Genomic DNA, 24146 nt, shown 5'->3' with positions numbered 1-24146 from the left:
TTTACTCATGATGTGCTTTTCTGGCTAGACGGAGTCCCTTAGGCACTAGTGCGAACTGCAGCCACTTGAATAGATAGTCAATCAAGATTGCGAGTAGCGTGACAGGGACGGCTCCTGACATCAAGAAAGCATTATCGAAGAGTCGAATACCGGTGGAAATCCAAACTCCCAGACCGCCAGCACCGACTAGATAAGCAAGTGCAGCGGTTCCGATATTAATGACCAATGCAGTTCTCACTCCGGCAATGATAGAGGTGAGGGCATTCGGAAACTCAATTTCCATAAAATCTGAGCATTTGTAAGTCCCATCCCTTTCGCAGCATTAATCATATTGTCATCTACTGAATCAAGACCTGCTATTGTATTCTGCAAAATAGGAAGTAGGAGGAAAATTGATGATGACTAATAATAATCAAGGATCTAATTATCCCTCTAGAAAACAATGATAAGCTTGAGAAAAAAGTTTATTTACATTTATTCTTAAAAAAGTTTACTTTTTATAAAATTAACTATAAATATTTTAAAGATTGAACCGATATATCTAATGAGATTTTAAAAACGATATAATTCCACAGGAATTAGCCTTATTAGGAAAGGACGCTGGTATTAGCACGTGGTTTGATGCAGTGATTGCCGATAAAAGGCATCCTTTAAGTCGCCATTCTATTGGGGGCTATTTTTTTGGGAAAAAGGGGGATTAAAAATGGCAAGGGAACTATTGCACAAAGACATCTTGGAAAGCCATATTAATGAGTTGTTGATTTTAATTGGAGAGAATCCAGACCGTGAGGGGTTAAAGGAAACACCCAAGCGTGTGGCAAAGATGTACAAGGAAGTATTTGCTGGTATAGGGGTGGAACCTAAAACTGCGTTAACTACCACATTTGATTCCGAAGGTTATGACGGCATGATTGTTGTAAGAGATATTGACTACTATACCTTTTGTGAACATCACTTAATTCCTTTTTTCGGGAAAGCCCATATTGGATATATTCCGGATGAACAAATTGTAGGGTTGAGTAAGTTTGCGCGACTAGTAGAGTTAGTAGCAAAGAGACCACAGGTTCAAGAACGAATGACAGATCAGATTGCTGCAGCAATCGATTGTGTATTAAACCCTAAAGGAGTAATGGTGACGCTTGAGGGACAGCATTTATGTATGTGCGCGCGTGGTGTAAAGAAGCCAGGTTCATCAACCATTACAACAGTAAAGAAAGGAATCTTTAAAAAGCAGGAATCACTTGTTAGTGAGTTTGAACGAAACATTACAACTAGATAAGAAAGGAGTGGCACATATGCTATACCTATCACGGAGAGTGGATTTCTCAGCGATGCACAGTTATTCTGTTTCAACTTGGAGTGATGAAAAGAACCTTGCGATTTTCGGGTTGTGCAGTAATGTCAATGGTCACGGTCATGACTATCAACTAGAAGTGATGGTTCGAGGAAGATTGAATGAATGTTCTGGAATCGTCGTAAATACTGTGGATATCAAACGTATAGTCGAGGATATTGTGTTCAAGGAATTTGATGGGAAGTATTTGAATAAAGAACATGTTTATTTCCAATCGTATATTCCGACGACAGAAAATATTGTGTCTTATCTATGGGATTCGATAGGACCCAAGCTAGCGGACTGTGAACTGTATCGACTAAGGTTACATGAGAATCCATATTTATATTCGGAAAAGGGTGAGGGAAATTTGATTAGTTTAACAAGGAAATATCACTTTAGTGCTGCGCACCGCCTGCACAGCAATCATCTGTCTGACGAAGAAAATATAGCTCTATTCGGCAAATGCAACAATCCTCACGGTCATGGTCATAATTATTACCTTGATGTAACTGTTAAAGGAGAACCGGATTCTGTTACAGGTATGATTACAGACTTGAACTTTCTGGACGATACGGTCGACTCACTCGTTTTGAAAAGATTCGATCATAAGCACTTGAATTTGGATACGGATGAATTCAAAGGTCTAAATCCAACCTCGGAAGTTGTGGCAAAAGTGATTTATGAAATGCTAGATCCGCATATTCCGAATCTTCATAAGATAGGACTTTGGGAGACAGAAAAAAATTACTTTGAATACTTTGGTCCAGGTGTGTGAAGGTATGATCGATTTGAATTCATTACAAGGGAAAGTTGTCGTAATCACTGGAGCTAGTAAGGGAATTGGTAGGTCTACTGCTAACCTATTATATAAATCTGGTATTAAACTTGCTCTCGGTGCCAGAAGCATAGCACAGTTATCGATTGATTTTAATAATGAGAATACATTTCTTTTTCCACTAGATGTAAGAGAAGAGGATTCGGTTCGAGAATTTGTAAGCGGTACGATAGATCGTTTTGGGAGAATAGATTGCTTGATTAACGCAGCAGGAGTCGGGTCATTTGACAGTATTCTAAATTCGCAAACTAATGAATTTGATGAAATGATTGCTGTTAACCTACGTGGCACATATTTAACCTGTAAGTATGTCGCAAGGATAATGAAGGAGCAACAAGAGGGACAAATTATCAATTTAATTTCTATAGCAGGTGCTGTTGCTTTGCCGGGAAATGGGGGCTATTCTTCGTCAAAGTTTGGTGTCTATGGCTTTACGAAAGTGTTGCAGGCTGAATTACGGCATGAAGGGATTAGAACCACTGCAGTTCTTCCTGGTTCAATCGACAATTCATTCTGGGATAATAAGAATTTTGAACTTGATAAATCCAAAATGATTCCAGAGGATTCCATTGTAGAACATATTGCTTACTTATTATGTCAGCCTAAAAATTCTGTTGTAGATGACATTACAATAATGCCCCCATTAGGAATCCTGTAAGAGGGAGAGTGATAATAATTATGAGGGGATTTTTTCATAAAATATTTCACGAAAATCCGAACCGTAATGAAGACGCCACACCATACTACCAAACACAACTTACGCAATTATCATCTTACGAACATTTTAGAAAAAGAGCTTTAATTGGTTGGATTGTCTCCCGTTTTACGGAAGCTATAGGGTTTGAGGAACGTGAACGAGAAGAACTGATCATGATGGTCCTCACCAACGAATCTTTTAATCAGGTTGAAGAAGGAATAAAAAAGGAGCTAATAGATTTAGCAAATTCTGCGGTTGATTGGATTGGAGCCAACGCTGTCATCGAAGAGGAAATGAAGACCCTACCCCCCTTATTCTCATCTAGTAAGATATTGGAGAGGGTACTATTTGAGATTCTAAGCGAAGTTAGAAATAGTGAAAAAACACTCAAATCACAAAAGACTTGGCAGATATACCGGGATGTAATTTATGCGGCTACTCAAGGGAAATTTTTGTTGATCCCCAAGAGTGATGTTGCACGTTACAGAAGTGAAAAACTGTTATGTGAAGTGAACATAATGGAAAGACAGGACCTCCCCAAAGCTAGGGATATAGCAAAAGAAGCCTTTATAAAAAAAGGATTGAAATCCTCAAAAATATCTAGTTACAACCTAATAATCTCTGAAGCTGTAACAAACATCCTAAAGCACGCGGAGTATGGGAAGATGATGATTTTTCAAAACGAGGATAACTTCAACGTAATAATTGAAGACAAAGGGCCTGGATTTCCAATGTCATTACTTCCCAAAACAACATTGATGTCTGGATTTTCCACAAAAGAATCGTTAGGTCAAGGATTCACCTTAATGATGAAGTTGGCAAACCAAGTCATTCTCGAAACATCGGAACAAGGTTCTACTTTAATTTTAGCATTAGAAGTTGGAAAGGACTAACTGCATGATTGATAAGGAAATGAATGAATTAAAGACGATGGAGAAGACACTGATGACAGCGCGTCTTTTTGAGGGTTTCTGGGATCGCTGGGTATCACATGGAATCAATCTCTTGGAAGTTTCTGCTGTCAAAAATAACTTGCTAACCCCTGAGGATTGGATCAACGCTTTTAGCAAACTTGGCAAGAAACATCAAAACGAAGCAATTGCGAAACAAGAAAACAACCAAAGGGTAGAAGCCGAAACATCATATCGCTTAGCCGCACTTTATTATAACCTTGTCTATTGGATTTTCCCTAATAGATGCAGCGAAAAGTTGGATTGGTATAAAAAATCCACTGAGATTACTTTAAAAGCGGATTTGCTTTCATCAGTATCAGTGGTCAGGGATACCATTAAGATATGTGGCTCATCGTATGCAGGTAGGGTGCGAGCTCCGGAAAAACCAAAAGGGTGTATTATCATACTTAACCCAATCGACTCTTCTAAAGAGGAACTTTATTCATACGAAAAGCATTTTGTAGAGGCTGGGTTTATTACAATTAGTTTTGATGGTCCTGGACAGGGAGAAACCTTTTTAATAAATGGAACTGCGATTTCAAAAAACAGTTGGAAGGTATTTGTAGATAAGGTAATCGATTATACAGCCAGCAAGTTTCCTTCCCAATCTATAAATTTATTTGGTACCAGTTCTGGAGCAGCATGGGCTATTTATGGAAGTGCTAATCCAAAAGTTAACAAAGTTGCTGCTGTAAGTCCTCCACTTGATAATAGTTTTTCCATACCAAATTATTTTGGGGAGAGAGTCACCTATATTGCTGAAGACCAACAATATGTCTTACCAGATTACATTGATAAAAATCGTATTTCCTCTGTGATTATTTTCCATGGGAATAAGGATGTTATGGTGGCTGATGAAGACGTGTATAACTTTTACAAAAATATGCCCTCACCAAAGCGATTGATTGAATATCCAAATGAAGGACATTGCTGCAATTTTGAGCTGCATAACGTACGTGAACTTTCCATAACATGGTTTCTTAGTAAAGGATGAAAGATTATGACATTGGATGAATTTATGAAATTAATATCAAATATAGCAAATATACCGGTTGAACGTATCGTACCTGAATCTACATTCAAAGATGATTTAGGAATTGACTCGTTGAATATGGTGAATTTATTTGTACAAATTGGAGAAGACACTGGCATAGGTTTCAACAAATTTATTATAGCAGAGAACTTACTTACTGTTGCAGGTGCATATGAAATCCTTGAGAAGGAGTATACAGCATGAATGCAATAATAAATAAGCTGTTTAATTCGGAAGACAAGAAGGTCATTTTATCTACATTTTATAATGATTATACGGTGAAGGATATAATCAACCAAGTGGATTATTACATTGATAAATTGAATAGTAAGCATCTTAAACAGAAAAGGATTGCTCTAATCGTTCCAGATATTTACGAATTTGTAGCGCTAGTCTTAGCTGCAAACAAGCTTGGTGCCATTGTTATACCTATTAGCTGGCAATTACGAAAAGATGATTTGAAGACAATACTTGATCACTTAGATCCACATATTTTTTTTACAATCAAACAGTTCAATGGTTTTACATTCGGAGAGGAAATTCTAGAGTGGGCAAAAGATAGAAAGGCTGAAACAATCATATATGAAGGTGATTCAAATGAGGATTGGAAGGAAACTCTAATCAAGGGAAGTATGAAGCCTTTAGAAACTAGTAATATAGAATTGATTTGCTGTTCTTCAGGTAGTACAGGTGTGCCAAAAGGTATGATTTATAGTCCGGGTATATTAGAGACTGCATATCGAACGCTTCCTGACTATATGGACTTAAAAGAAACGGATAATGTTATTTTGAATGCTCCTCCGACAGGCTTTTATGGAATTACCGCATTATTTTATGGAATATACAGTGGATCTACAGTTATCTATCCGGAATCTTTTGATCTAATCAAAATGATCGATCTAATGAATAAAAAGAGGTGCAACAAGGTAATTAGTACACCTTCGATTTTTAAAACGATCTACCAAGTGGCTAAAGAAGTTAACCCGAATGTTGTCCGTCGACTACAGTTAGTGCACCTATCTGGTGAAGTGATTACTAGTGAATATATGAAGCAATTCGTACTGATGGAAGACTGCAAATTTGTAGGGATGTACGGAAGCTCAGAGGGTGGTGCGATGGGCTACTGTGATTTAAGAGAGAAAGTGGTCTTTACAATCCCGGAGGATAATAAATACAAAATTGTTGATGGAGAGCTACTGATAAGAACTCCCACTTCGTTTATTGAGTATTACAATAACTCGGATTTAAATGAAAAAACTTTAAGCCAAGAAGGATTAATTTATATGGGGGATATTGTAAAAGAGGTAGAGAAGGGGAAAATTGAGATAGTGGGACGAAAAAAAGACATGATTAAAAAAGGCGGCCAACAAGTACTCCCCGGTGAAATTGAACAGTTGTTAAATAATAATGTTGCAGTTAAGCAGTCAGTTGTTTTAGGTGCTCCCCATTCTATCTATGGAGAACAAGTTGTTGCGTTTATCGTTCCTGAGAAGGATGTTAATTTTAAAGAGTTGACATATTATTGTGCTCAGCACATTGCCGGTTATAAAGTGCCAGACCGAATAATTACTGTTGATGCCTTTCCTCTTACAAATGGAAAGGTTGATAAAATGACTTTGAGATCAGCATACTTAGAAAATGTACAGAAGGTATGAAGCCATGATAAAGAAAAAAAATAGGACATTGCGGCAGCAATTCTTCCTCACACTATTAATAATTTTGGCTAGTATAACGTTGCTATCTGGAATTTTACAATATTATTTCATTAATAATCAAGTGAAAAATAGTATAGAATTCGAAGCGCGAAATATCGGTAAAAGTATAGAGCAAGGAATCAATGAGACAGATTTTGCTTCACGTGCGATAGAACAGCAAATAGATTATCGTATAGAACTTATTTCAAAAGAAATTAGCGAACAGTTGCCAAAAGATACAGAGGATATAACCACAGATAAGTTAGAGGAATTAAAAAATAAAATGGATATATCGGGAATAGATATCTTTGCATTCGATGAGAATGATGTTGTTTCTGTCGTAATGTCAACAGAGCCTGACGAATTAGGTTTTACATTAAAAGATATTAGCGACGATGGACTTAAAGATCAGGAAAATCTATTAAGTGGAAAGAAGTTTGATTTATTGACTCCTGCGAGTTATTCGAATGACAATATTGTCGTTTTGTACACAGCCCAGTCAGGCTCTAGAGAAGAGCCAGAATTCTTTAAATATGCATATTATCACGAACCAGGAACAAATTATATTATAAGTCCCTTTATTGAAGCGAGTGAAGTATATCAGTTCACTCAAAAAGTTGGTACGGAAACTTGGATAGACAAAATAAATGAGGAACATAGCTATACAAAGGAAATTGCCGTATTAGATCCAAGAGTTTTCGCTGATCCGAGTCTGTCAGAAAAAATGTATCCTCCATTGGAAAAGGTAGTATACGGAGATTACAAATATAATACAGATAATAAGATACTGGTTGATATGGCCCAAAATCCTAAGCTAGTCACTAAGATAGAGAAGAATGATGGGAAAAAAATATATAAAATGTTCATTCCTTACGATGACGGTCGGGTTATATATGTAGCTTTAGATTACGATAAAATGAGTGCTCCGTTTAAGAGTTATTCCTACATCCTAATTGGGTTCGGATTTGTATCATTAATCATTCTTTTCCTAACTACAACGCGGTTTTTCAACCAAATATATAAAAATATCTCGAAAATTATTTCACAAATCAAATCACTTGAAACTGGCGATTTTACAGTTCGTAGTAAAGTCAGTGATAAGGGAGACCTCGGAAAGTTGTCTCAAAGTATAAATATGATGGCGGGTAGTTTAAATGGCGTTTTATCCCAGACCCGGGAACAAGCTATACTCACGGAGAGGCATGCATTTTTATTAGAATCAGAAGCAAATAACACTGTTGATAAGGTATATTCTATGTCGATCGATGCTACAGCTGAAATCAGAGGTAAAACGGAAGATATCAATTATATAATTCAAGAGATAGAGACTCACTTATCCAAGGAGGTTAAAGATGACCAAGAGTCACGGATGTATCTTGCTAAGCTTAGAGAGTTGGTACAAACTCAATCCAACTCAACAACAGAAATGACCATAACATTATCGGACCTCTTAAAATCCTTGCACAATCAATCATCTTCATTATCTGAGATATCTAAGAAACTGCTAAAGAGTTTGGAAGAATTTCATTTGGATGAACGTAGCAATGAGGGGGTTTCAAAATGAAAGATATGATTGATGTCAATATGGTAGTTAAGGAAAAAACATGCAATATTTCTGTTGCAGGTACTTTAGATTATACCACGATGGATTTATTTAACGAACATCTAGCTATCATTGAGGAAAAAGTAGAAAGAGTAATTATTGACTTCAATGGATTGGAATTTATCGATTCAACTGGCATCGGTTCAATCATTAACCTTGTATATGAAGCTAAATCTAAACACTTCGGGATAGAGCTTAAGGGGATAAATGAAGAAATACAATTACTTTTCGAGACAATCGGCGTTTTTCAAATTATTGAATCTTTGCATAGGGAGGGAAAATAGATTGTTCGGTCAAAATGTTGCATCGAACAAAAATAAGATGAATGACATGAACGGAACTCTTGTAAGAGAGATAAAAATGGCTCAAAACATACAGATGAAGTTGTTGAACGGTCCCCAACCTGAGGTTGAGAAAGGAGAGGTCTCTGGCATTTCTATTCCTGCTAGGTTAATAGGTGGAGATTATTTTGATTTCTACCTCCTTCCCAACAATAAACTGCGTATTGTAATCGGAGACGTGATGGGCAAGGGGATTCCTGCAGCAATGCTCATGATCTTAACTCGTGGAGCATTTCGGAGTGCTTCAGAGAGCACAGAAGGTCCTGGAGAGACTCTGACAGCTATGAACAAAGCATTGTATGCAGATCTTCGTACTCTTGGATCCTTTGTAACAGTTCTATGTGCGGAATGGGATATGGAGACAAATATTTTCACCTATGCAAGTGCGGGGCATAATGTACCGCTTGTAATCAACTTTAATGGACAAGTGACAGAAGTACCAGAGGTAAAAAATGTAATGTTAGGAGGTCTGCCGGATACTGAATACAAAGTTAATTCCATCTTCATAGAAGAGGGTAATCTCGTTTTCTTCTATACAGATGGAATTACAGAAGCAAAAAATGAAAATGGAGAAATGTACCGCATTGAACGATTAAAAGAAGCATTATATCGTAATTGTTCTCTACAAGTGAAGGAAGTGCAAAAGAACATAATCAATTCTATAGAAAAATTTGTAGACGGAGCTAAGCAGAAAGATGATATTACAATGGTGTTGTTAAAGTTAAATAATGATGGAGACGTTGATTTAACTGGTTACAATTCTCCGTTATTAAATCCATAAGGAAGGTAACATTCAATGAAGAGTATCATTTCAAGGGGCAGAAATGTAAGAGAAGCAATAGAACTGGGACTAGAGTTATTGAGTGTTTCTAAAAAAGAAGTGGACATAGAGATTATTCAGCAGGAAGAAAATGGTTTTATGGGAATTGGGAAGAAGAAAGCTGTAGTCAAACTAACCTTTGTTAATAAAAACGTTAATAACAATAAAGAAAACTCTTCTGTCAAGCACTTGGTTGATAAAGTATTGCAGACAGACCAGTTAGAACAAAGTAATTATCAGAAGAAATTAAAGGAAATTGAATCTCCGTCTTTGGATGAGGAAGATCTAGCAGGAAAAGCCTGGATTGAAGATGGGGATTTATATGTTAAGGATTCTGCTTTAGGTTATGCGACTGTTGATATTGAAGATGATATTCAACTTTTCAAAAACAATATACTAGTTACGACAAGTACAACGGTAATAACTGAAACGGATCTTCTAGAAATAAAATATATTGGTGATAAGAAAAAGGAAACTCGGTGGAAAGTAAAAGTCAGCGATGAAAAGTTAAGTGTATTACTGGAAATAGAGCCTGGTTATATTATCAAGCATAAATTAAAAGATGTTAGACCCAATCATAATATAAGGCTTGAAGCTGAAAAAATCAAAACAACAAATAACACTTTAAATTACGATGATGTTATAAAGAAATTAGAAGAGCACAGAGTCATATATGGAATAAACCATCGTGAGATTATTTCTGCAATCGAGACCTCTGAACCAGGTACATATGAGATAGCAAGGGGGAAAAGTGCGGACCCTGGAAAAGATGGTTGGCTCGAATTAATGGTAGATATTGATCTTAAAAGCGGTCTTGTGGAAGATGAAAACGGAAAAATAAATTTTCGTGAGATTTACTCTATCCCGACAGTAGATCTCGGCAAAGTTATTGGTGTTGTACATGCCCCGATTCCGGGAAAACCTGGTGTGACAGTTACGAATGAACCACTTCCTGCAAAGCAAACAAATCTATTACAACTAAACTTAAAAGGGATAGTGGAAGTTGACAATAAGCTGGTAGCTGTTGAGTCTGGTAGACCAGCCATTGAACAGCGAGGTACACTAGTAATAGCATCCATAAAACCTAAACTTTTTCACCGCAAAGATGTAAATCTTTCTTCAGGTAATATTCGTTTTAATGGAGATATAGAAATATTAGGTGATGTAGAAGAGAGTATGGTTGTAGAGGCAGGCGGCAATATATTTGTCCATAAATCCATTGTTAGGGCAAACATGGTAACGACAAAATCAATTGCCGTAAAGGGGAATGTAATAAGTGCAGAGCTAACAGCAGGAAAACATAACATGTTAATTGCAGAATTAGGACAATTGTTAGGTAAGATGCATGTTCAATTGGACACGATGATTGCACTGATTAGACAATTACAGCAAGAACCGGCTTTTAAGTCATCAGATTTTGAAACGAAAGGTCTCTATCCTTTACTTTCGATTTTTCTAGAAAAGCGATTTAAAAGCTTTATCCCTTATGCAAAGAACTATCAGGAAGTTGTCAAGAATGGGAGAGAGTACTTGGAAGGTGCAGGATGGCACCAGGTTGCTGAAATGATAAATGAGGTATTCTTAACATTGTCCAACCGAATAATAACCATTGAGCGTTTACTGCACTTATCAAAAAAAATGAAGGAATTAGTGAAGTTTAGTGAAGTTCCAATTGAACCCAATTCATTCATAACAGTATCCGATACTATTAATAGCAACCTTTACTGCAGTGGTGACATCACTATTATTGGAAAAGGCAGCATCAATACAAAAATTCATGCTGGAGGCAAGGTAAGAGTAAATGGAATTCTTCGAGGCGGTGAGGTGTACGGACAAGAGGGGGTAATCATTAATGAACTTGGTTCCGATAGTGGAACCAAGACGATTGTAACAGTTCCCGCTGAACAAACCATAGAAGTTAACAAAGCTCATGAAGGTACAGTATTAAGTATTGGAAATGCTGTACACAAACTTGAGTATGCGAAGAGTAACTTTACAGCTCGTAAAAACAGTAATGATATTATTATATTCGATTGAGGGAGATTGGAGAATTACAAGTATATGCTAAAATATAATGTTTTAAAAGAGGGTAAAATTTATCAAGTCATTCTAACTGGCGATTTCGATATTGAAAGCACAGAAGTAATAAATGAAGCATTAATTCCGGAGCTAATGGTAGCTGATAAAGTGAATATTAACTTTGAAGAGGTGCCATTTGTTGACTCATCTGGAATGGGTTTATTGATAACTTTAGTGAATAAACTAAAAGAAAATCGAACAAAAGTAACTATTTCTAATGTAAATGATGAAGTTTATGGTATATTTGATCTTTTACAACTTCCTGAAATCCTAGGGAAAGAAGTCTTTCATTAATACTATCTGTTCTTAAGTTTATCGGATTGTTTCAATATGTAGCAGTGACGATGGTTAAATTAACGGTCGTCTATATTTAAGTCCGTTATTCGTTTCCAGGCGTACCGACTTTGGTAACTGCTTTCGCATTGCTTATCTTGATTACTGTATCAGCCTCTTAAGTGTTAAACTATTTGGCGAATTCTAGTTATTGTGAGCTTCATTCCGGATTATGGTCCTTGCTCTTTATATATTTCCTAAATGATACTTGTTATAGGACATAATCTAAGAAAAAATGAAAAACGCGTGTCCATTATAGGGACACGCGTTTTCTTTGATTGAATTTACTGCACTCCAACCGAAGATGAAAAATGCAGTTCCAGGAAAATACAATGAGAATATAATAGGAGTGAGGCAGACGCAGACTACGTAAGCCTGACAATAGTATTCAAAATGTCCTCGATGATAGCTGATATAACCTGAGATAACAGAGCAGTGTACTCCATTGAAAGAATTGATGTTGAAGTTATGACAGGAGTATTTCTGGGGCCCGTTAATTTGGAAACGGCCTTGATGGTAGATTTACATAGACTATATAATTCTCAATTCTACTCGCAAAAAGCATACGAAAGCAACAGATTAACAGGAAAGAACCTCATTTGCGGAGGTTCTTTTCTTGTCCATCGTAGTTAGTCAGTTCGTGGATCACATAGCAAATCTCTGTATATTCAAATAGATTTTAAAGAGACTTTTAACCAGCTCATAAATTATGAATTTGTTTATTCTACAAATATGAATATAAGAACATGTGTCAATAAATTACTTTTTATATAAGTAAAATCTTATATAATCATTGACTTATATAATTGAATATTTATATAATGGTCGCATCTAGTAAAGGAAGGTGACCTATATGCACTTACGATGGAAATCGGACGTGAAAAGTACAACTACTTGTCTAAAGTTACTTAGTGATCCTACTCGACTTATGATATTAAAGCTCGTCAAAGAACAAGCATATTGCGTATGTCAGTTTGTCGAGATGTTTGACACTAGCCAGCCTGCAATTAGTCAGCATTTGCGCAAGCTTAAAAATACTGGAATGCTTCACGAAGAAAAAAGAGGGCAGTGGAGATTCTTTTCTATAAGTGATGAGTTCGATGGGAAGGATTTAGTCCTTAGTATTTTAGATCAGGTTGATGAAAACGATCCAGTCTTTCAAACCATCAAGAAAAAGGATTGTCCGGTGGATTGTAATTAGGAGGGTAAATAAATGGTTTCAGTTATCTTAGCATCTTTGATTTTCCTGGTAACATTAGCTTTCGTAATATGGCAGCCTAAAAATTTATCTATAGGTTGGTCAGCTTGTGGTGGTGCGGTCTTGGCCCTGCTTGTTGGTGTAGTTGATTTTAAAGATGTTTTGGATGTTACGTCCATTGTGTGGAATGCAACGCTAGCGTTTGTAGCTATTATTATAATCTCATTAATCCTAGATGAAATAGGTTTTTTTGAATGGGCAGCATTACATATGGCTAAAGCGGCTAAAGGCAATGGACTTCGTATGTTCATTTATGTCTCCATTCTCGGAGCGATTGTGGCAGCGTTCTTTGCGAATGACGGGGCCGCGTTAATTCTGACTCCAATTGTGCTAGCTATGGTAAGGGCATTGAAGTTTGATGATAAGATAATCTTTCCTTACATTATTGCTAGTGGATTCTTGGCTGACACAACTTCGTTACCTCTAGTAGTGAGTAACTTGGTTAATATTGTATCAGCGGATTACTTTGGGATTACCTTCTTAGAATATGCTTCACGGATGATTATTCCAAACTTTTTCTCTTTAGGAGCAAGTATTTTAGTTTTGTATCTATTTTTCCGAAAAAGCATTCCAAAGACTTATGATTTAAAGTTACTTAAGGATCCAGCTTCTGCTATTAAAGACAAGAAGATGTTCAAGCTTTCTTGGTTTGTACTAGGTATCTTGTTAATTGGATATCTTGTGAGTGAATTCATTAATGTTCCTGTTTCTATCATTGCAGGTATTGTTGCGATAATCTTCTTGATTACGGCAAGAAGAAGTTCGGCTGTTCCAATTAAATCAGTAGTAAAAGGTGCACCTTGGGCAATTGTATTCTTCTCAATAGGAATGTACGTGGTTGTTTACGGTCTCCGCAATGTAGGACTCACTGATATTTTAGCTGACGGCATACAAGTTATGGCAGACCAAGGTCTATTCATCGGTACGATTGGGATGGGATTTGTAGCTGCAATTCTGTCATCTATTATGAACAATATGCCGACAGTTATGATTGACGCTATTGCTATCGGTAACACTGAAACCGTTGGTGTTATGCGAGAAGCACTTATATATGCAAACGTAATAGGGTCTGATTTAGGTCCGAAAATTACACCTATTGGGTCGTTAGCTACTCTGTTGTGGCTTCATGTCTTATCTCAGAAAGGCGTTAAGATTTCCTGGGGTACTTACTTTAAGACCGGAATAATATTAACCATTCCAACTCTATTTATTACACTAGTCGGCCTATATATATGGCTATTAATTATTCACTAAAAGGAGATAGTACATTATGAAAATCATCATCATAGGATCTGTAGCAGCTGGTACATCTGTAGCCGCAAAAGCACGCCGTAACGACGAGAGTGCGGAGATTACTCTTTATAACGCTGATTACGATATCTCTTACTCCATTTGTGGAATTCCTTATTTCTTGGGCGGTGAGGTCGATGAAGTGGATACACTAACTCCACGGAGTGCGCAGTGGTTTAAGAAGCGTTATAACGTAGACATTTTCACTCGTCACGAAGTCATAAATATTGATCATGAACGAAAGACAGTAACGGTTAAGAATCTGGATACTGAAGAAGAGAAAGAAGATAAGTACGACACATTGGTTTTTGCTACAGGCGCAACACCTCTAGTTCCAGAGATTCCAGGAGTAGACCAAGAACACGTGTTTAATGTTCGTACAATTCAAGATGCAACCGCTATTGATCGGTATATGGTACAAAAGAATCCGAACAAAGCTACAATTGTCGGAGCTGGCTATATCGGTTTAGAGTTGGCTGAACAGCTAACGCATAAAGGTATAGAAGTAACAATTGTACAACGTAGTAACCAAGTAATGCCTCATTTTGATAAAGATATGGCGGCGAGAGTGGAGAAAGTCTTGCGTGATAACGGAGTAAATCTACTATTAAATGAGGAAGCAAGTGAAATCAAGCCTAGCGGTGTAGTAACAGCATCGGGCAACGAAATCGAGTCTGATATTGTATTCCTTGCGATTGGTGTTCGTCCTAATACGAAGCTTGCAAAAAAAATCGGTGTAGAGATCGGAAAGACCGGAGCTATTGCTGTAAATAAACAAATGCAAACGAATCTACCGGATGTATATGCAGTGGGAGATGTAGCGGAGAGCTATTCTCTAATAACAGAAGAACCTATCTATCGTCCATTAGGTTCTACAGCTAATAAAATGGGACGGATTGCTGGAGATGTTATAACTGGTGGGAAATTAGAACACCGCGGTATCTTAGGTACTGGTATACTACGCGTATTTAACTTAGCAGTTGGCCAAACAGGTTTAAGTGAAAAAGAAGCGTTAGAGTTGGGTTATGACATCGAAGTTCTTCATAATATTAAGCCTGCCAGTGCAGAATACCTTGGTGGAAAAGAGATGGTCATTAAGGCGCTAGCCAATCGTAATACCGGGCACATTTTGGGCGTACAAGCAGTTGGGCAAAGTGGTGTTGATAAACGCATAGATGTCTTTGCAACTGCAATCACATTTAAAGCAAAAGCTGAGGATTTATTCCATTTAGATCTAGCTTATGCACCACCGTTTAGTACTACAAAAGATCCTGTTATGTATACTGGAATGGCCTTACAGAATGCAATTGAACAGAAGAACCGACTTATCACACCAGAACAGTTAGAAGTCCGTATTGCTAATGATGATAAGATACAAGTTATAGATACACGAGCAGCCAAACAGTATGAAGATTCTAGTGTAACAGGGGCAGTTAATATTCCTTTGGCAGAACTTAGAGAAAAAGCTAAAGACTTAGACCCTAACCTACCAACTGTTACTTACTGTAATAGTGGAGTTACAGGAAATGCTGCTCAAAATGTATTGAGAAACCAAGGATTCAAAGAAGTATACAACTTGTCCGGTGGTAATAAGAACTATCAACACTATAGAGCAAGCAAGTAACAAAAATTAGAGCCCCTACCTGAGAAGATAGGGGCTCTTTTAGTGACTTCGATTCTAAACCCTACCTGAACTGCTCCAATTACTATAGTGTAATAATGCATGGAATTCTTAAGATGTAATGGTGAGGACATTCCAACCTAATCGTGTATGATTTTTCCAAGAATTTAGTTACTAAGTGTAGTTTAATATAATACCCCCTTGGGGTATAATTTATTTAAAAGGAGGTATGGAAATGAAAAATAAAAAGATCATTTTCCCGTTTTTAATGGTTCTATTTGTAGTCGGGCTAGTTGCTTGCTCCAGTGAGCAAGATGACAACAGTGGTTCAAGCAACACAGAAGATCATTCAGAAATGGATCACTCCAGTATGAATCACTCTAGTTCTGGAGAAGTTCCAGAAGGACTACAAGAGTCTGAAGATCCTACATACCCTGTAGGAAGTAAGGTAATTATTAACGCGAGCCATATGGAAGGTATGGAAGGTGCAGAGGCTACTGTCTCCGGGGCATATGATACTACTGCATATGTAATCTCCTATAAACCTACCAAAGGAGGCAATGAGGTTACAAACCATAAATGGGTCATTCAAGAAGAGGTTGAAGATGCAAGTTCAGAACCTCTTGAGCCTGGTACTGAAGTTACGCTTAATGCAGAGCATATGGAAGGTATGGATGGGGCAAAGGCTACCATTGAATCAGCTGAACAAACTACTGTTTATATGTTAGATTACACTCCTACTACTGGTGGGGAAGAAGTGAAAAATCACAAATGGGTAACCGAAGAGGAATTGTCTTCAGCAGAATAATCAATTGTCAGAGGGACTTAAATTGATGTTTTAAAAAACGAGGTTAATCAAAAAGAAGAGCTGCATAGGCAGCTCTTCTATTTTATTTTAAGTAGGCGCAAACTATTTAATGTAACTAATAATGTTGCTCCCATATCTGCAAAAATTGCTATCCAAAGCGTTAACCAGCCTGGTACTACTAATAGTAATGCAAGCAATTTGATAGCTAGAGAGAAAGTGATGTTCTGCTTAATAATGTGTAATGCTTTTCGGCTTAAATTAATGGTGTATGGTAACTTACTTAAATCATCTGACATCAAAGCAATATCAGCAGTCTCAAGCGCTGTATCCGTTCCAGCGCCGCCCATTGCTACTCCAACTGTAGAAGCAGCTAATGCAGGTGCATCATTTACGCCATCTCCGACCATAGCCACACTGTTGTGATTGTTACGAAGCTTCTTAATGAAATTCAGCTTATCCTCTGGTAGCAGATTTGCTTCAATGTTAGATACACCGACTTGCTTACCTATTGTACTGGCAGTCATTTTATTATCACCAGTAAGCATCACGGTATCTATACCAAGGTTATTCAAGCTACTAATAACCTCTTTTGAAGACTCTCTTATTTCATCGGTTACAGCAATTAATAATTGTATTTGTTTTACTGTTCCTAAAAACATTACGGTCTTTCCTTCATTTTGCAGCTGCTCAATCTGGCTGTTGAGATTCTTATCAATCGTTTGATGCAGTTCTGAGAAGAGAGTGGGACTTCCTACATAATAAGTTTCATTATTAACAACTGCTTTAACACCTTTACCAGTAATGGATTGAAAGTCATCGACTTGAATTGAGCCGAAATTTACATCCTTTGTTTCTGCTTCTCTTACAATTGAGGAAGCAAGGGGATGCTGCGATCCATTTTCAATTGCTGCTGTTATAGCTAATAACTCATCCTCTTTACCGCCAAAGGTCACTAGATTTGTGACAGTTGGAACACCTTTGGTTAAAGTTCCTGTCTTATCAAAGGCTATAGCTTTTAAGGACCCAGCTTCTTCTAAATGGATACCGCCTTTAATCAATACACCTTTTCTTGCTGCATTACCTATAGCAGTAACTATAGCAACTGGTGTGGAGACGACCAAAGCACAAGGACAACCTACTACCAATACTGCTAAGCCCTCGTAAACCCATTTACTCCAGTCTGCATTAAACAGAAGAGGTGGAATGATGGCAATTAGAAGTGCGATAATTAGGATTGCTGGGGTATAGTACTTTGCAAACTTATCAACGAAAGCTTGAGAAGGCGCTCTTTCTGCTTGGGCTTCTTCCACAAGGTGAATGATTTTCGATAGGGTAGTATCTTCTACGCTTTTGGTAATTTTAACTTCAAGTAAACCTTCTTCGTTCAGAGTTCCTGCAAACACTTCATCTTCAACTGCTTTAGTCACAGGGACACTTTCGCCAGTAATCGCTGCTTGGTTAAGGGTTGAGATACCTTTTGTAACAACGCCATCCATCGCTAACTTTTGTCCCGGTTTGACAATCATCGTATCGCCGATTTGTATATCTTCCACACTAACCATAAGTTCTTTACCGCTTCGGCGGACTAATGCTTCATTAGGAGCAATGTCCATTAATGATTCAATGGATTGGCGAGCCTTATCCATTGAATATCGTTCCAATGCCTCACTAATAGCAAATAGGATTACTACCGTTGCACCTTCGCCCCATTCGCCAATAATGGCGGCACCAATGATTGCGATGGTCATAAGCGTGTTCATATCAAAACTTAATCGGCTTAGGTTCTTAAGCCCTTTTATAAAGAGAGAATAACCACCAATTAAAATAGCTGCTGCATAACCAACTGTCGGTATAATATGTTCTTCGCCGTATTGTGTACTCAAGCCCCAACTTAGTAGGACGAGAAAAGCTGAAATATAAACTTTAATGTTTTCTTTTTGCTTCCAAAAGGGGGAGCGTTCAACTTTCTTTTCTCTCTCTTCTCGAATCTTTAGGTTTTCAAAAGCACCGGCCTTTTCTAAATCTTCAATTGTTGTATCGCCGTTAACATAGATCTTTGCAGCACCAAAATTTATTTTTGCATCCTGGACTCCTGGCAATTCTTTAACGTTACGTTCGAATTTAGCTGCACAGTTAGAGCAGGAGAGTCCTTGTACACGGTATGCTTTCATTTCTTCCTCGGTTAATCCTATATTCTTGCTAGACACTGACCTTCACCTCGTTTTGATGAGCCAGAGCAATTTCCATTATCTGTTTAATATGATTATTGTCCAAAGAATAAAAAGCCAGTTTACCTTCTTTTCTATACTTAACAATCCCTTGCTTATGAAGAGTCCGTAAATGATGGGATGCATTAGCAACAGTAATACCCAAGACATTGGCAATGTCACAGACGCAGAGTTCGTCATCTTGGCATAATATATAAGTGATTTTAGCTCTATTTTCGTCGGCAATTGCTTTCAACATTTGAGCAACACTTAGGATATTGACTGACTGCAAATCCTCTTGTATACGGTTTACCTTCTTCTCGTCATAACAATATATCTCACAGGTATCCTTCTTGCTCACAATAATCACTCCATATCATTCAAATATCTATTTGAATATAGTTTAACTTAATTTGTATATTATTCAAGTGGATACTTGAATGTTACAGATGAACTTTCAGATAAATTGAACATTTGGGTTGTATATCAAAAAAAGTTGATGTATTATTCATTTACAAACATCAAAAATATTTGATGTAAGGAGATGGCGTTATGGAAACGAAGGAGCTTGTGCTAAGTGATTATCAGGGAATATTCAAAGCTTTAGCTGATACGAAACGTTTAGAGCTATTACAGTTATTATCTGAATCACCAGAGGAACCTATTTGTGTTTGTGACCTTACTGAATCGATGGAAATGGCGCAGTCTAAGCTTTCTTACCATTTGAAGATTCTTCTCGATGCTGACTTAATTACGAAAGAAAAGCGTGGTACGTGGAATTATTATGGGTTAAATCCATCTATGTTGAACCACATACTTTCTGAAGAACTTTGCTGCTTATTCAGGGGTCCAGCGGTAAAAGCTGATAAATGCTGTACTAACTAAATCAAAGGGGTGGAGTAATATGAGTAATCAATTACCTGTACTAATTATTGGGGCAGGTCCTATAGGCTTAGCGGCTGCGGCACATTTAGTGGAATATGATTTGGCTTTTGTGATTTTGGAAAAAGGGGAAAGCGTAGGAAGCAACATTCTAGAATGGGGTCACGTTCAACTATTTTCTCCTTGGGAGTACAACACGAATCAAGCAGCAACGAAGCTATTATCTGAAACGGAATGGCAACATCCGGATAAGGATAAGTTGCCAACTGGTCAAGAGTTAGTAAATGGATATCTAAAACCACTTTCACAGCTACAAGTATTGCAAGAGAATATACGCTTTAATTCCGAGGTTATTGCTGTAACTAAAGATGGTGCGGATAAATTAAAGTCTGATAACAGAAATGAACGAGCATTCGTTGTCCATTATAAAAATGGATCTAAACTAGAGAAGGTAAGAGCTTCAGCAATCATAGATGTAAGCGGAACTTGGCAAAATCCAAATCCACCTTATGCTGACGGTGTATGGCTTGATTCGTCTATAAAAGATTCAGTACATACAAATATTCCAGCAGTGCAACAGAAACCGGAAGTGTTTAAAAATAAGCATACGGTTGTGATTGGTTCAGGACACTCTGCATTGAATACCTTGCTGAACCTAGCGGAGCTGAAAGCAGATCATCCGTTAACGAAGATATCTTGGATACTTAGAAGAGCATCACCGGTGTCTGCATTTGGTGGAGAAGAACAAGATCAACTTGCAGCTCGAGGTGCATTAGGATCAAGCGCTCATAAGCTTGTGGAACAAGGGGTTATAGATGTATTCGCTCCGTATAATGTAGAAGAGATTGATTATGACGGATCCAAATATACATTGAGCAGTAAGGAAGGAAATGTTATCTCTTCCGTTGATGAAATTGTAGTTAATACAGGTGCGCGGCCAGATTATAGCTTCCTTCGAGAAGTTCGGTACGTAATTGATCCGATTGTAGAGAGTACACCAGCATTAGCACCGCTTATTGATCCAAACTTGCATAGCTGCGGAACAGTTCGTCCACACGGCGAGGAAGAATTGAAACACCCAGAAAAAAACTTCTACTTTGCTGGAGTTAAGAGCTACGGCAGAGCTCCTACATTCTTACTGGCTACAGGATACGAGCAGGTAAGATCCATTGTCGCTTCTATTGCAGGTGACGTTGAATCGGCTAAACAAGTACAGTTGAAACTTCCAGAAACAGGTGTATGTAAGACTAATGTCGTTACTGCAAAACAACAAAGTTGCTGCGGGTGCTAAGGTAATGAAATCAGTACTAGTACGAGATTTAGATAAAAACGATTGGGAGCGCGTTAGGGACATTTACAAGATCGGTATAGATAGTGGAACAAAAGCACGTTATTGTTTGGCAGACTGGTTGCAGAAATTGAGGGAAAGACAGCACGAAGGATCCTGTTATGTGTACTGGGATGGCATTGCAGAATGCAATTGAACAGAAGAACCGTCTTATCACACCGGAACAGTTAGAAGTCCGCATTGCTAATGGTGATAAGATACAAGTTATAGATACATGAGCAGCCAAACAGTATGAAGCTTCTAGTGTAACAGGGGCAGTTAATATTCCTTTGGCAGAACTTAGAGAGAAAGCTTAAGACTTTGACCCTAACCTACCAACTGTTACGTACTGCAATAGTGGAGTTAAAGGAAATACTGTTCAAAATGTATTGAGAAACCAAGGATTCAAAGAAGTATACAACTTGTCTGGTGGTAATAAGAACTATCAACACTATAGATAGAGCAAGCAAGTAACAAAAATTAGAGCCCCTACCTGAACTGCTCCAATTCTATAGTGTAATAATGCATGGAATTCTTATGATGTAATGGTGAGGACATTCCAACCTAATCGGGTATGATTTTTCCAACCAATATAGTTACTAAGTATAGTTTAATAAAATACCCATCCGGGGTATAATTCATTAAAAAGGAGGTTTGAAAATGAAAAATAAAAAGACCCATTTTTATGGTTCTATTTGTAGTCGGGCTAGTTGCTTGCTCCAATGAGCAAGATGATAACAGTGGTTCAAGCAACACAGAAAATCATTCAGAAATGGATCCTCCAGTATGAATCACTCCAGTTTTGGAGAACTCCCCGAAGGATTACAAGAGTCGAAAGATCCTATTACATATCCTGTAGTCTACTTTCGAGCCGCTACGGTTTCTGAAAGACGCTTGAGCAGAAAGAATCAATATATGTACTAGCAGCTGATAGTCATCCGCAAGCAGAGTTTCCAATTGCTTGTTGCGGATCGGTAGCTGTTCATAGCTATGCAATCGTATCAACAAGTCTATAGTAGGGATGCATTAAGGGTAAGAATTGAGGCTTATTTTAGTATTAAGAATAAGTCACGATATAGCACCGGCAAAGCTGCTTGTCTTTTTTTGTAAGTAGAAAATAACGGATTATATTTTCAAATTACCAATTCTACATAAAGATTTATTTGTCATTAATCGTTATAGCCTGCTTTCCCATTTGAATCCAAGCTGCTCTAAAATCTTTAATGGTTGCATACCCTTTTTCCCCAGTGATAGGATCATTAAAGTATACAAACTTATTATCGTATCCTGTGACTACAACAGAGTGTTCCTTCATTGTTATTTTAATTTCACCTTTTTCCGTGTGCCACGTTTCAAAATAAGCTTCAGGAAGTTCTTTAAAAGTAGTATTAGTTATTACCCACACTGGTCTACCGTTACTTATCTGTAAAATTACCTTTTCAAAATTTTGTCCAGTTAAATTAACTACTTTAGTAGAAGCGTATCGCTTTGCAAGTTCTTCGATTGGACCATTATAAACACCATAGCCTTTTTCATTATACGTGTACATGTTCCCGACATATCCAGTATTAGGATTTCCAAAATGAACCTTCCCGTTTATCTCTTGATATTTAGTTTCGTCCTTTATTATTTCTTGTGCTAATGTAAGTTTGTCAGTCTTGTAACCGTAATATTTTAATAACATTGCCAAACTTGTTACCTCGCACCCTCTAGGAAGTTCAGGAAACTGACCGATAAGGGGAACATCCAAGGAGACATTACCTTTAATCCTTAGAGGATCTTTTACCTTTTTTTCATTGTCTAATTGTTTTTCCTGATGCAAAGTAATATTTTTGCTCATTACTTTTTCACTTATTTTTTTGCCGTGTACAAATACATTTTCAACTGTAGGAACCCAGTAGCTTCTACTATCGTAAATGTTATAAGTGCTCAGTGATAAAGTGCCAATACTGTACAATATGGTATATGTAGTTATCAATTTTCTATGTGAACTTTCTGTCTTACTCAAATAAATTAATATAACCAACAAAAGAGCTAAACATCCATTAAGCCATAATAACAATGTTTCACCTCTTTATTGTTAATCTATAATTGCTTTTATTATAGTGGGTTAATAAATATAGATTCTTTTTCTTTAGATACTTTAATTTCTAATAAGGTTTCAGCTGTAATTCTTAGGATTCTACGTATCTCGGTAGGTATCGAAATTCTATTGTTATTAAACACGCATTGGTTCAATGTAGTATTAGTGTGATGTTTGCTGATCACAATATATTTATTACTTATATAGATATATAAATAATCTCCAAATTCATAGTCTAAAAGGGTCTGCAAATTCCTGGGGATTGTTAGTTGTCCGTTCTTTAATAGTGTTCTTTGATAAACAGACTCAAATTTTACTGCGTGGATGTCCATTGTTTCTTGAAGTGAAGTCATGCTGATTTCCCCTTAAGAAGATATTTAATATTCAATACTATACAATGTATTTGTGTAGAAATTATGCAGAATCCTTATAATTAAGTTGCCAGTTTTATGAAGTGGAAGTGCAAAGGAACTATATTAGAGTTGTTACTTCGAAAAAAAGAGTATGCATAAAATGCATACTCTTTTTTTGATAAGGTCAATTGTGCACCATCTGACGGCAAGCTTCTGCACATTTAAAACATGCATCAGCACATTTCTGACAATGTTCCATGTCATGTTTCTTACATTCATTGCCGCAAGCTTCGCATATCTCTGCACATAGGTTACAAATTTGAGGTGCGAATGGACTGTTTGTTTGTATAGCTTTGGCTGCTAAAGCACAGATATCTGCACACTCTCTATCCATTCTAATGCACGTCACCATCATTTTGATATCATCTTCTTGTAGGCAAGCATCATAACAAGTATTACATGCTCTCATACACTCTAAACAAGCAGCTAAACACTCTTCATAACTTTCAGGCATTGTTCTTCCCCCTCTTGAATTAATTTTCTCTGATAGTATACCCAAGCAAGGTTGGGTAAAACAGAAACAATAAAATTCC

At 37.2% G+C, this 24146-nt stretch carries 23 protein-coding genes and 1 pseudogene; 19 read left to right on the top strand and 5 right to left on the bottom strand.

Features of this window, described 5'->3' with window-relative positions; all coding sequences use genetic code 11:
• Position 1: 1 nt before the first annotated feature.
• Positions 2 to 283: an ABC transporter permease subunit gene (locus ACH6C1_RS17295; protein WP_374079283.1), complete on the bottom strand. Its 282-nt coding sequence runs from the start codon at positions 281 to 283 to the stop codon at positions 2 to 4.
• Positions 284 to 703: 420 nt separating this feature from the next.
• On the opposite strand from ACH6C1_RS17295, the gene folE reads away from it, so the two are divergent.
• The 16 genes from folE to ACH6C1_RS17215 all read left to right on the top strand — a co-directional run bounded on the left by folE (position 704) and on the right by ACH6C1_RS17215 (position 16701).
• A complete protein-coding gene (gene folE / locus ACH6C1_RS17290; RefSeq protein WP_374079280.1) occupies positions 704 to 1279 on the top strand; it encodes a GTP cyclohydrolase I FolE in 576 nt (191 codons plus the stop codon).
• Between the two features lie 16 nt (positions 1280 to 1295).
• A complete protein-coding gene (locus ACH6C1_RS17285) occupies positions 1296 to 2111 on the top strand; it encodes a 6-carboxytetrahydropterin synthase (RefSeq protein ID WP_374079278.1) in 816 nt (271 codons plus the stop codon).
• A 4-nt stretch (positions 2112 to 2115) separates the two neighbouring features.
• A complete protein-coding gene (locus ACH6C1_RS17280; protein WP_374079275.1) occupies positions 2116 to 2829 on the top strand; it encodes an SDR family oxidoreductase in 714 nt (237 codons plus the stop codon).
• A gap of 8 nt (positions 2830 to 2837) precedes the next feature.
• Positions 2838 to 3761, top strand: coding sequence for an ATP-binding protein (locus tag ACH6C1_RS17275; RefSeq protein ID WP_374079274.1), 924 nt, complete (start codon positions 2838 to 2840; stop codon positions 3759 to 3761).
• Positions 3762 to 3765: 4 nt separating this feature from the next.
• Positions 3766 to 4815 carry an alpha/beta hydrolase family protein gene (locus ACH6C1_RS17270; protein WP_374079271.1) on the top strand — a complete coding sequence of 350 codons (1050 nt, stop codon included), beginning with the start codon at positions 3766 to 3768 and terminating at the stop codon, positions 4813 to 4815.
• 6 nt (positions 4816 to 4821) lie between these two features.
• On the top strand, positions 4822 to 5058 hold the full coding sequence (locus ACH6C1_RS17265; protein ID WP_374079268.1) for an acyl carrier protein: 237 nt from the start codon (positions 4822 to 4824) through the stop codon (positions 5056 to 5058).
• Complete coding sequence (locus tag ACH6C1_RS17260; protein ID WP_374079265.1) at positions 5055 to 6509, top strand: class I adenylate-forming enzyme family protein; 1455 nt, start codon at positions 5055 to 5057, stop codon at positions 6507 to 6509. Before ACH6C1_RS17265 ends, ACH6C1_RS17260 begins: the two co-directional genes overlap by 4 nt.
• Positions 6510 to 6513: 4 nt before the next feature.
• Positions 6514 to 8112: a HAMP domain-containing protein gene (locus ACH6C1_RS17255; RefSeq protein ID WP_374079263.1), complete on the top strand. Its 1599-nt coding sequence runs from the start codon at positions 6514 to 6516 to the stop codon at positions 8110 to 8112.
• The gene (locus ACH6C1_RS17250; protein ID WP_374079261.1) at positions 8109 to 8435 is read left to right on the top strand and encodes an STAS domain-containing protein; all 327 of its coding nucleotides are present in this window, start codon (positions 8109 to 8111) and stop codon (positions 8433 to 8435) included. Before ACH6C1_RS17255 ends, ACH6C1_RS17250 begins: the two co-directional genes overlap by 4 nt.
• 1 nt (position 8436) lies before the next feature.
• On the top strand, positions 8437 to 9273 hold the full coding sequence (locus ACH6C1_RS17245) for a PP2C family protein-serine/threonine phosphatase (RefSeq protein ID WP_374079259.1): 837 nt from the start codon (positions 8437 to 8439) through the stop codon (positions 9271 to 9273).
• 15 nt (positions 9274 to 9288) lie between these two features.
• Entirely contained in the window at positions 9289 to 11349 is a 2061-nt protein-coding gene (locus tag ACH6C1_RS17240; RefSeq protein ID WP_374079258.1) for a flagellar assembly protein A, read from the top strand.
• A 24-nt stretch (positions 11350 to 11373) separates the two neighbouring features.
• Positions 11374 to 11685, top strand: coding sequence for an STAS domain-containing protein (locus tag ACH6C1_RS17235; protein ID WP_374079255.1), 312 nt, complete (start codon positions 11374 to 11376; stop codon positions 11683 to 11685).
• Between the two features lie 892 nt (positions 11686 to 12577).
• On the top strand, positions 12578 to 12925 hold the full coding sequence (locus tag ACH6C1_RS17230; protein WP_374079253.1) for an ArsR/SmtB family transcription factor: 348 nt from the start codon (positions 12578 to 12580) through the stop codon (positions 12923 to 12925).
• 12 nt (positions 12926 to 12937) lie between these two features.
• Positions 12938 to 14236, top strand: coding sequence for an arsenic transporter (locus tag ACH6C1_RS17225; RefSeq protein WP_374079251.1), 1299 nt, complete (start codon positions 12938 to 12940; stop codon positions 14234 to 14236).
• 16 nt (positions 14237 to 14252) lie between these two features.
• Entirely contained in the window at positions 14253 to 15896 is a 1644-nt protein-coding gene (locus ACH6C1_RS17220) for an FAD-dependent oxidoreductase (protein WP_374079249.1), read from the top strand.
• A gap of 232 nt (positions 15897 to 16128) precedes the next feature.
• A complete protein-coding gene (locus ACH6C1_RS17215; protein ID WP_374079246.1) occupies positions 16129 to 16701 on the top strand; it encodes a YdhK family protein in 573 nt (190 codons plus the stop codon).
• Positions 16702 to 16778: 77 nt separating this feature from the next.
• On the opposite strand, the gene ACH6C1_RS17210 is transcribed toward ACH6C1_RS17215, so the two are convergent.
• Entirely contained in the window at positions 16779 to 18872 is a 2094-nt protein-coding gene (locus tag ACH6C1_RS17210) for a heavy metal translocating P-type ATPase (RefSeq protein WP_374079405.1), read from the bottom strand.
• Between the two features lie 28 nt (positions 18873 to 18900).
• Complete coding sequence (locus ACH6C1_RS17205) at positions 18901 to 19269, bottom strand: ArsR/SmtB family transcription factor (protein WP_374079243.1); 369 nt, start codon at positions 19267 to 19269, stop codon at positions 18901 to 18903.
• A gap of 191 nt (positions 19270 to 19460) precedes the next feature.
• Here ACH6C1_RS17205 and ACH6C1_RS17200 point away from each other — a divergent pair, with 191 nt between their 5' ends.
• From ACH6C1_RS17200 to ACH6C1_RS17190, 3 genes and pseudogenes are all read left to right on the top strand, one after another.
• Positions 19461 to 19793: an ArsR/SmtB family transcription factor gene (locus ACH6C1_RS17200; RefSeq protein ID WP_374079241.1), complete on the top strand. Its 333-nt coding sequence runs from the start codon at positions 19461 to 19463 to the stop codon at positions 19791 to 19793.
• 19 nt (positions 19794 to 19812) lie between these two features.
• A complete protein-coding gene (locus ACH6C1_RS17195; protein WP_374079239.1) occupies positions 19813 to 21081 on the top strand; it encodes an NAD(P)-binding domain-containing protein in 1269 nt (422 codons plus the stop codon).
• 140 nt (positions 21082 to 21221) lie between these two features.
• A pseudogene (locus ACH6C1_RS17190) lies at positions 21222 to 21578 on the top strand (rhodanese-like domain-containing protein); the annotation flags it as partial.
• A gap of 698 nt (positions 21579 to 22276) precedes the next feature.
• On the opposite strand, the gene ACH6C1_RS17185 reads toward ACH6C1_RS17190, so the two are convergent.
• Complete coding sequence (locus tag ACH6C1_RS17185; RefSeq protein WP_374079237.1) at positions 22277 to 23179, bottom strand: C39 family peptidase; 903 nt, start codon at positions 23177 to 23179, stop codon at positions 22277 to 22279.
• A 558-nt stretch (positions 23180 to 23737) separates the two neighbouring features.
• Complete coding sequence (locus ACH6C1_RS17180; protein WP_374079234.1) at positions 23738 to 24067, bottom strand: four-helix bundle copper-binding protein; 330 nt, start codon at positions 24065 to 24067, stop codon at positions 23738 to 23740.
• Positions 24068 to 24146 lie beyond the last annotated feature (79 nt).

It is taken from the genome of Terribacillus sp. JSM ZJ617 (assembly GCF_044383785.1).
Lineage (GTDB): Bacteria > Bacillota > Bacilli > Bacillales > Amphibacillaceae > Terribacillus.
Note: the sequence above shows the minus strand (reverse complement) of the source record. Positions and strands in the feature narration are given on the sequence as shown.

Coding starts and splice junctions, on each gene's coding strand:
- ACH6C1_RS17285 (WP_374079278.1), top strand. CDS start 1,296: ATGCTATACCTATCACGGAGAGTGGATTTCTCAGCGATGCACAGTTAT.
- ACH6C1_RS17270 (WP_374079271.1), top strand. CDS start 3,766: ATGATTGATAAGGAAATGAATGAATTAAAGACGATGGAGAAGACACTG.
- ACH6C1_RS17225 (WP_374079251.1), top strand. CDS start 12,938: ATGGTTTCAGTTATCTTAGCATCTTTGATTTTCCTGGTAACATTAGCT.
- ACH6C1_RS17200 (WP_374079241.1), top strand. CDS start 19,461: ATGGAAACGAAGGAGCTTGTGCTAAGTGATTATCAGGGAATATTCAAA.
- ACH6C1_RS17195 (WP_374079239.1), top strand. CDS start 19,813: ATGAGTAATCAATTACCTGTACTAATTATTGGGGCAGGTCCTATAGGC.
- ACH6C1_RS17265 (WP_374079268.1), top strand. CDS start 4,822: ATGACATTGGATGAATTTATGAAATTAATATCAAATATAGCAAATATA.
- ACH6C1_RS17215 (WP_374079246.1), top strand. CDS start 16,129: ATGAAAAATAAAAAGATCATTTTCCCGTTTTTAATGGTTCTATTTGTA.
- ACH6C1_RS17260 (WP_374079265.1), top strand. CDS start 5,055: ATGAATGCAATAATAAATAAGCTGTTTAATTCGGAAGACAAGAAGGTC.
- ACH6C1_RS17280 (WP_374079275.1), top strand. CDS start 2,116: ATGATCGATTTGAATTCATTACAAGGGAAAGTTGTCGTAATCACTGGA.
- folE (WP_374079280.1), top strand. CDS start 704: ATGGCAAGGGAACTATTGCACAAAGACATCTTGGAAAGCCATATTAAT.
- ACH6C1_RS17230 (WP_374079253.1), top strand. CDS start 12,578: ATGCACTTACGATGGAAATCGGACGTGAAAAGTACAACTACTTGTCTA.
- ACH6C1_RS17250 (WP_374079261.1), top strand. CDS start 8,109: ATGAAAGATATGATTGATGTCAATATGGTAGTTAAGGAAAAAACATGC.
- ACH6C1_RS17255 (WP_374079263.1), top strand. CDS start 6,514: ATGATAAAGAAAAAAAATAGGACATTGCGGCAGCAATTCTTCCTCACA.
- ACH6C1_RS17240 (WP_374079258.1), top strand. CDS start 9,289: ATGAAGAGTATCATTTCAAGGGGCAGAAATGTAAGAGAAGCAATAGAA.
- ACH6C1_RS17295 (WP_374079283.1), bottom strand. CDS start 283: ATGGAAATTGAGTTTCCGAATGCCCTCACCTCTATCATTGCCGGAGTG.
- ACH6C1_RS17220 (WP_374079249.1), top strand. CDS start 14,253: ATGAAAATCATCATCATAGGATCTGTAGCAGCTGGTACATCTGTAGCC.
- ACH6C1_RS17235 (WP_374079255.1), top strand. CDS start 11,374: ATGCTAAAATATAATGTTTTAAAAGAGGGTAAAATTTATCAAGTCATT.
- ACH6C1_RS17180 (WP_374079234.1), bottom strand. CDS start 24,067: ATGCCTGAAAGTTATGAAGAGTGTTTAGCTGCTTGTTTAGAGTGTATG.
- ACH6C1_RS17210 (WP_374079405.1), bottom strand. CDS start 18,872: ATGAAAGCATACCGTGTACAAGGACTCTCCTGCTCTAACTGTGCAGCT.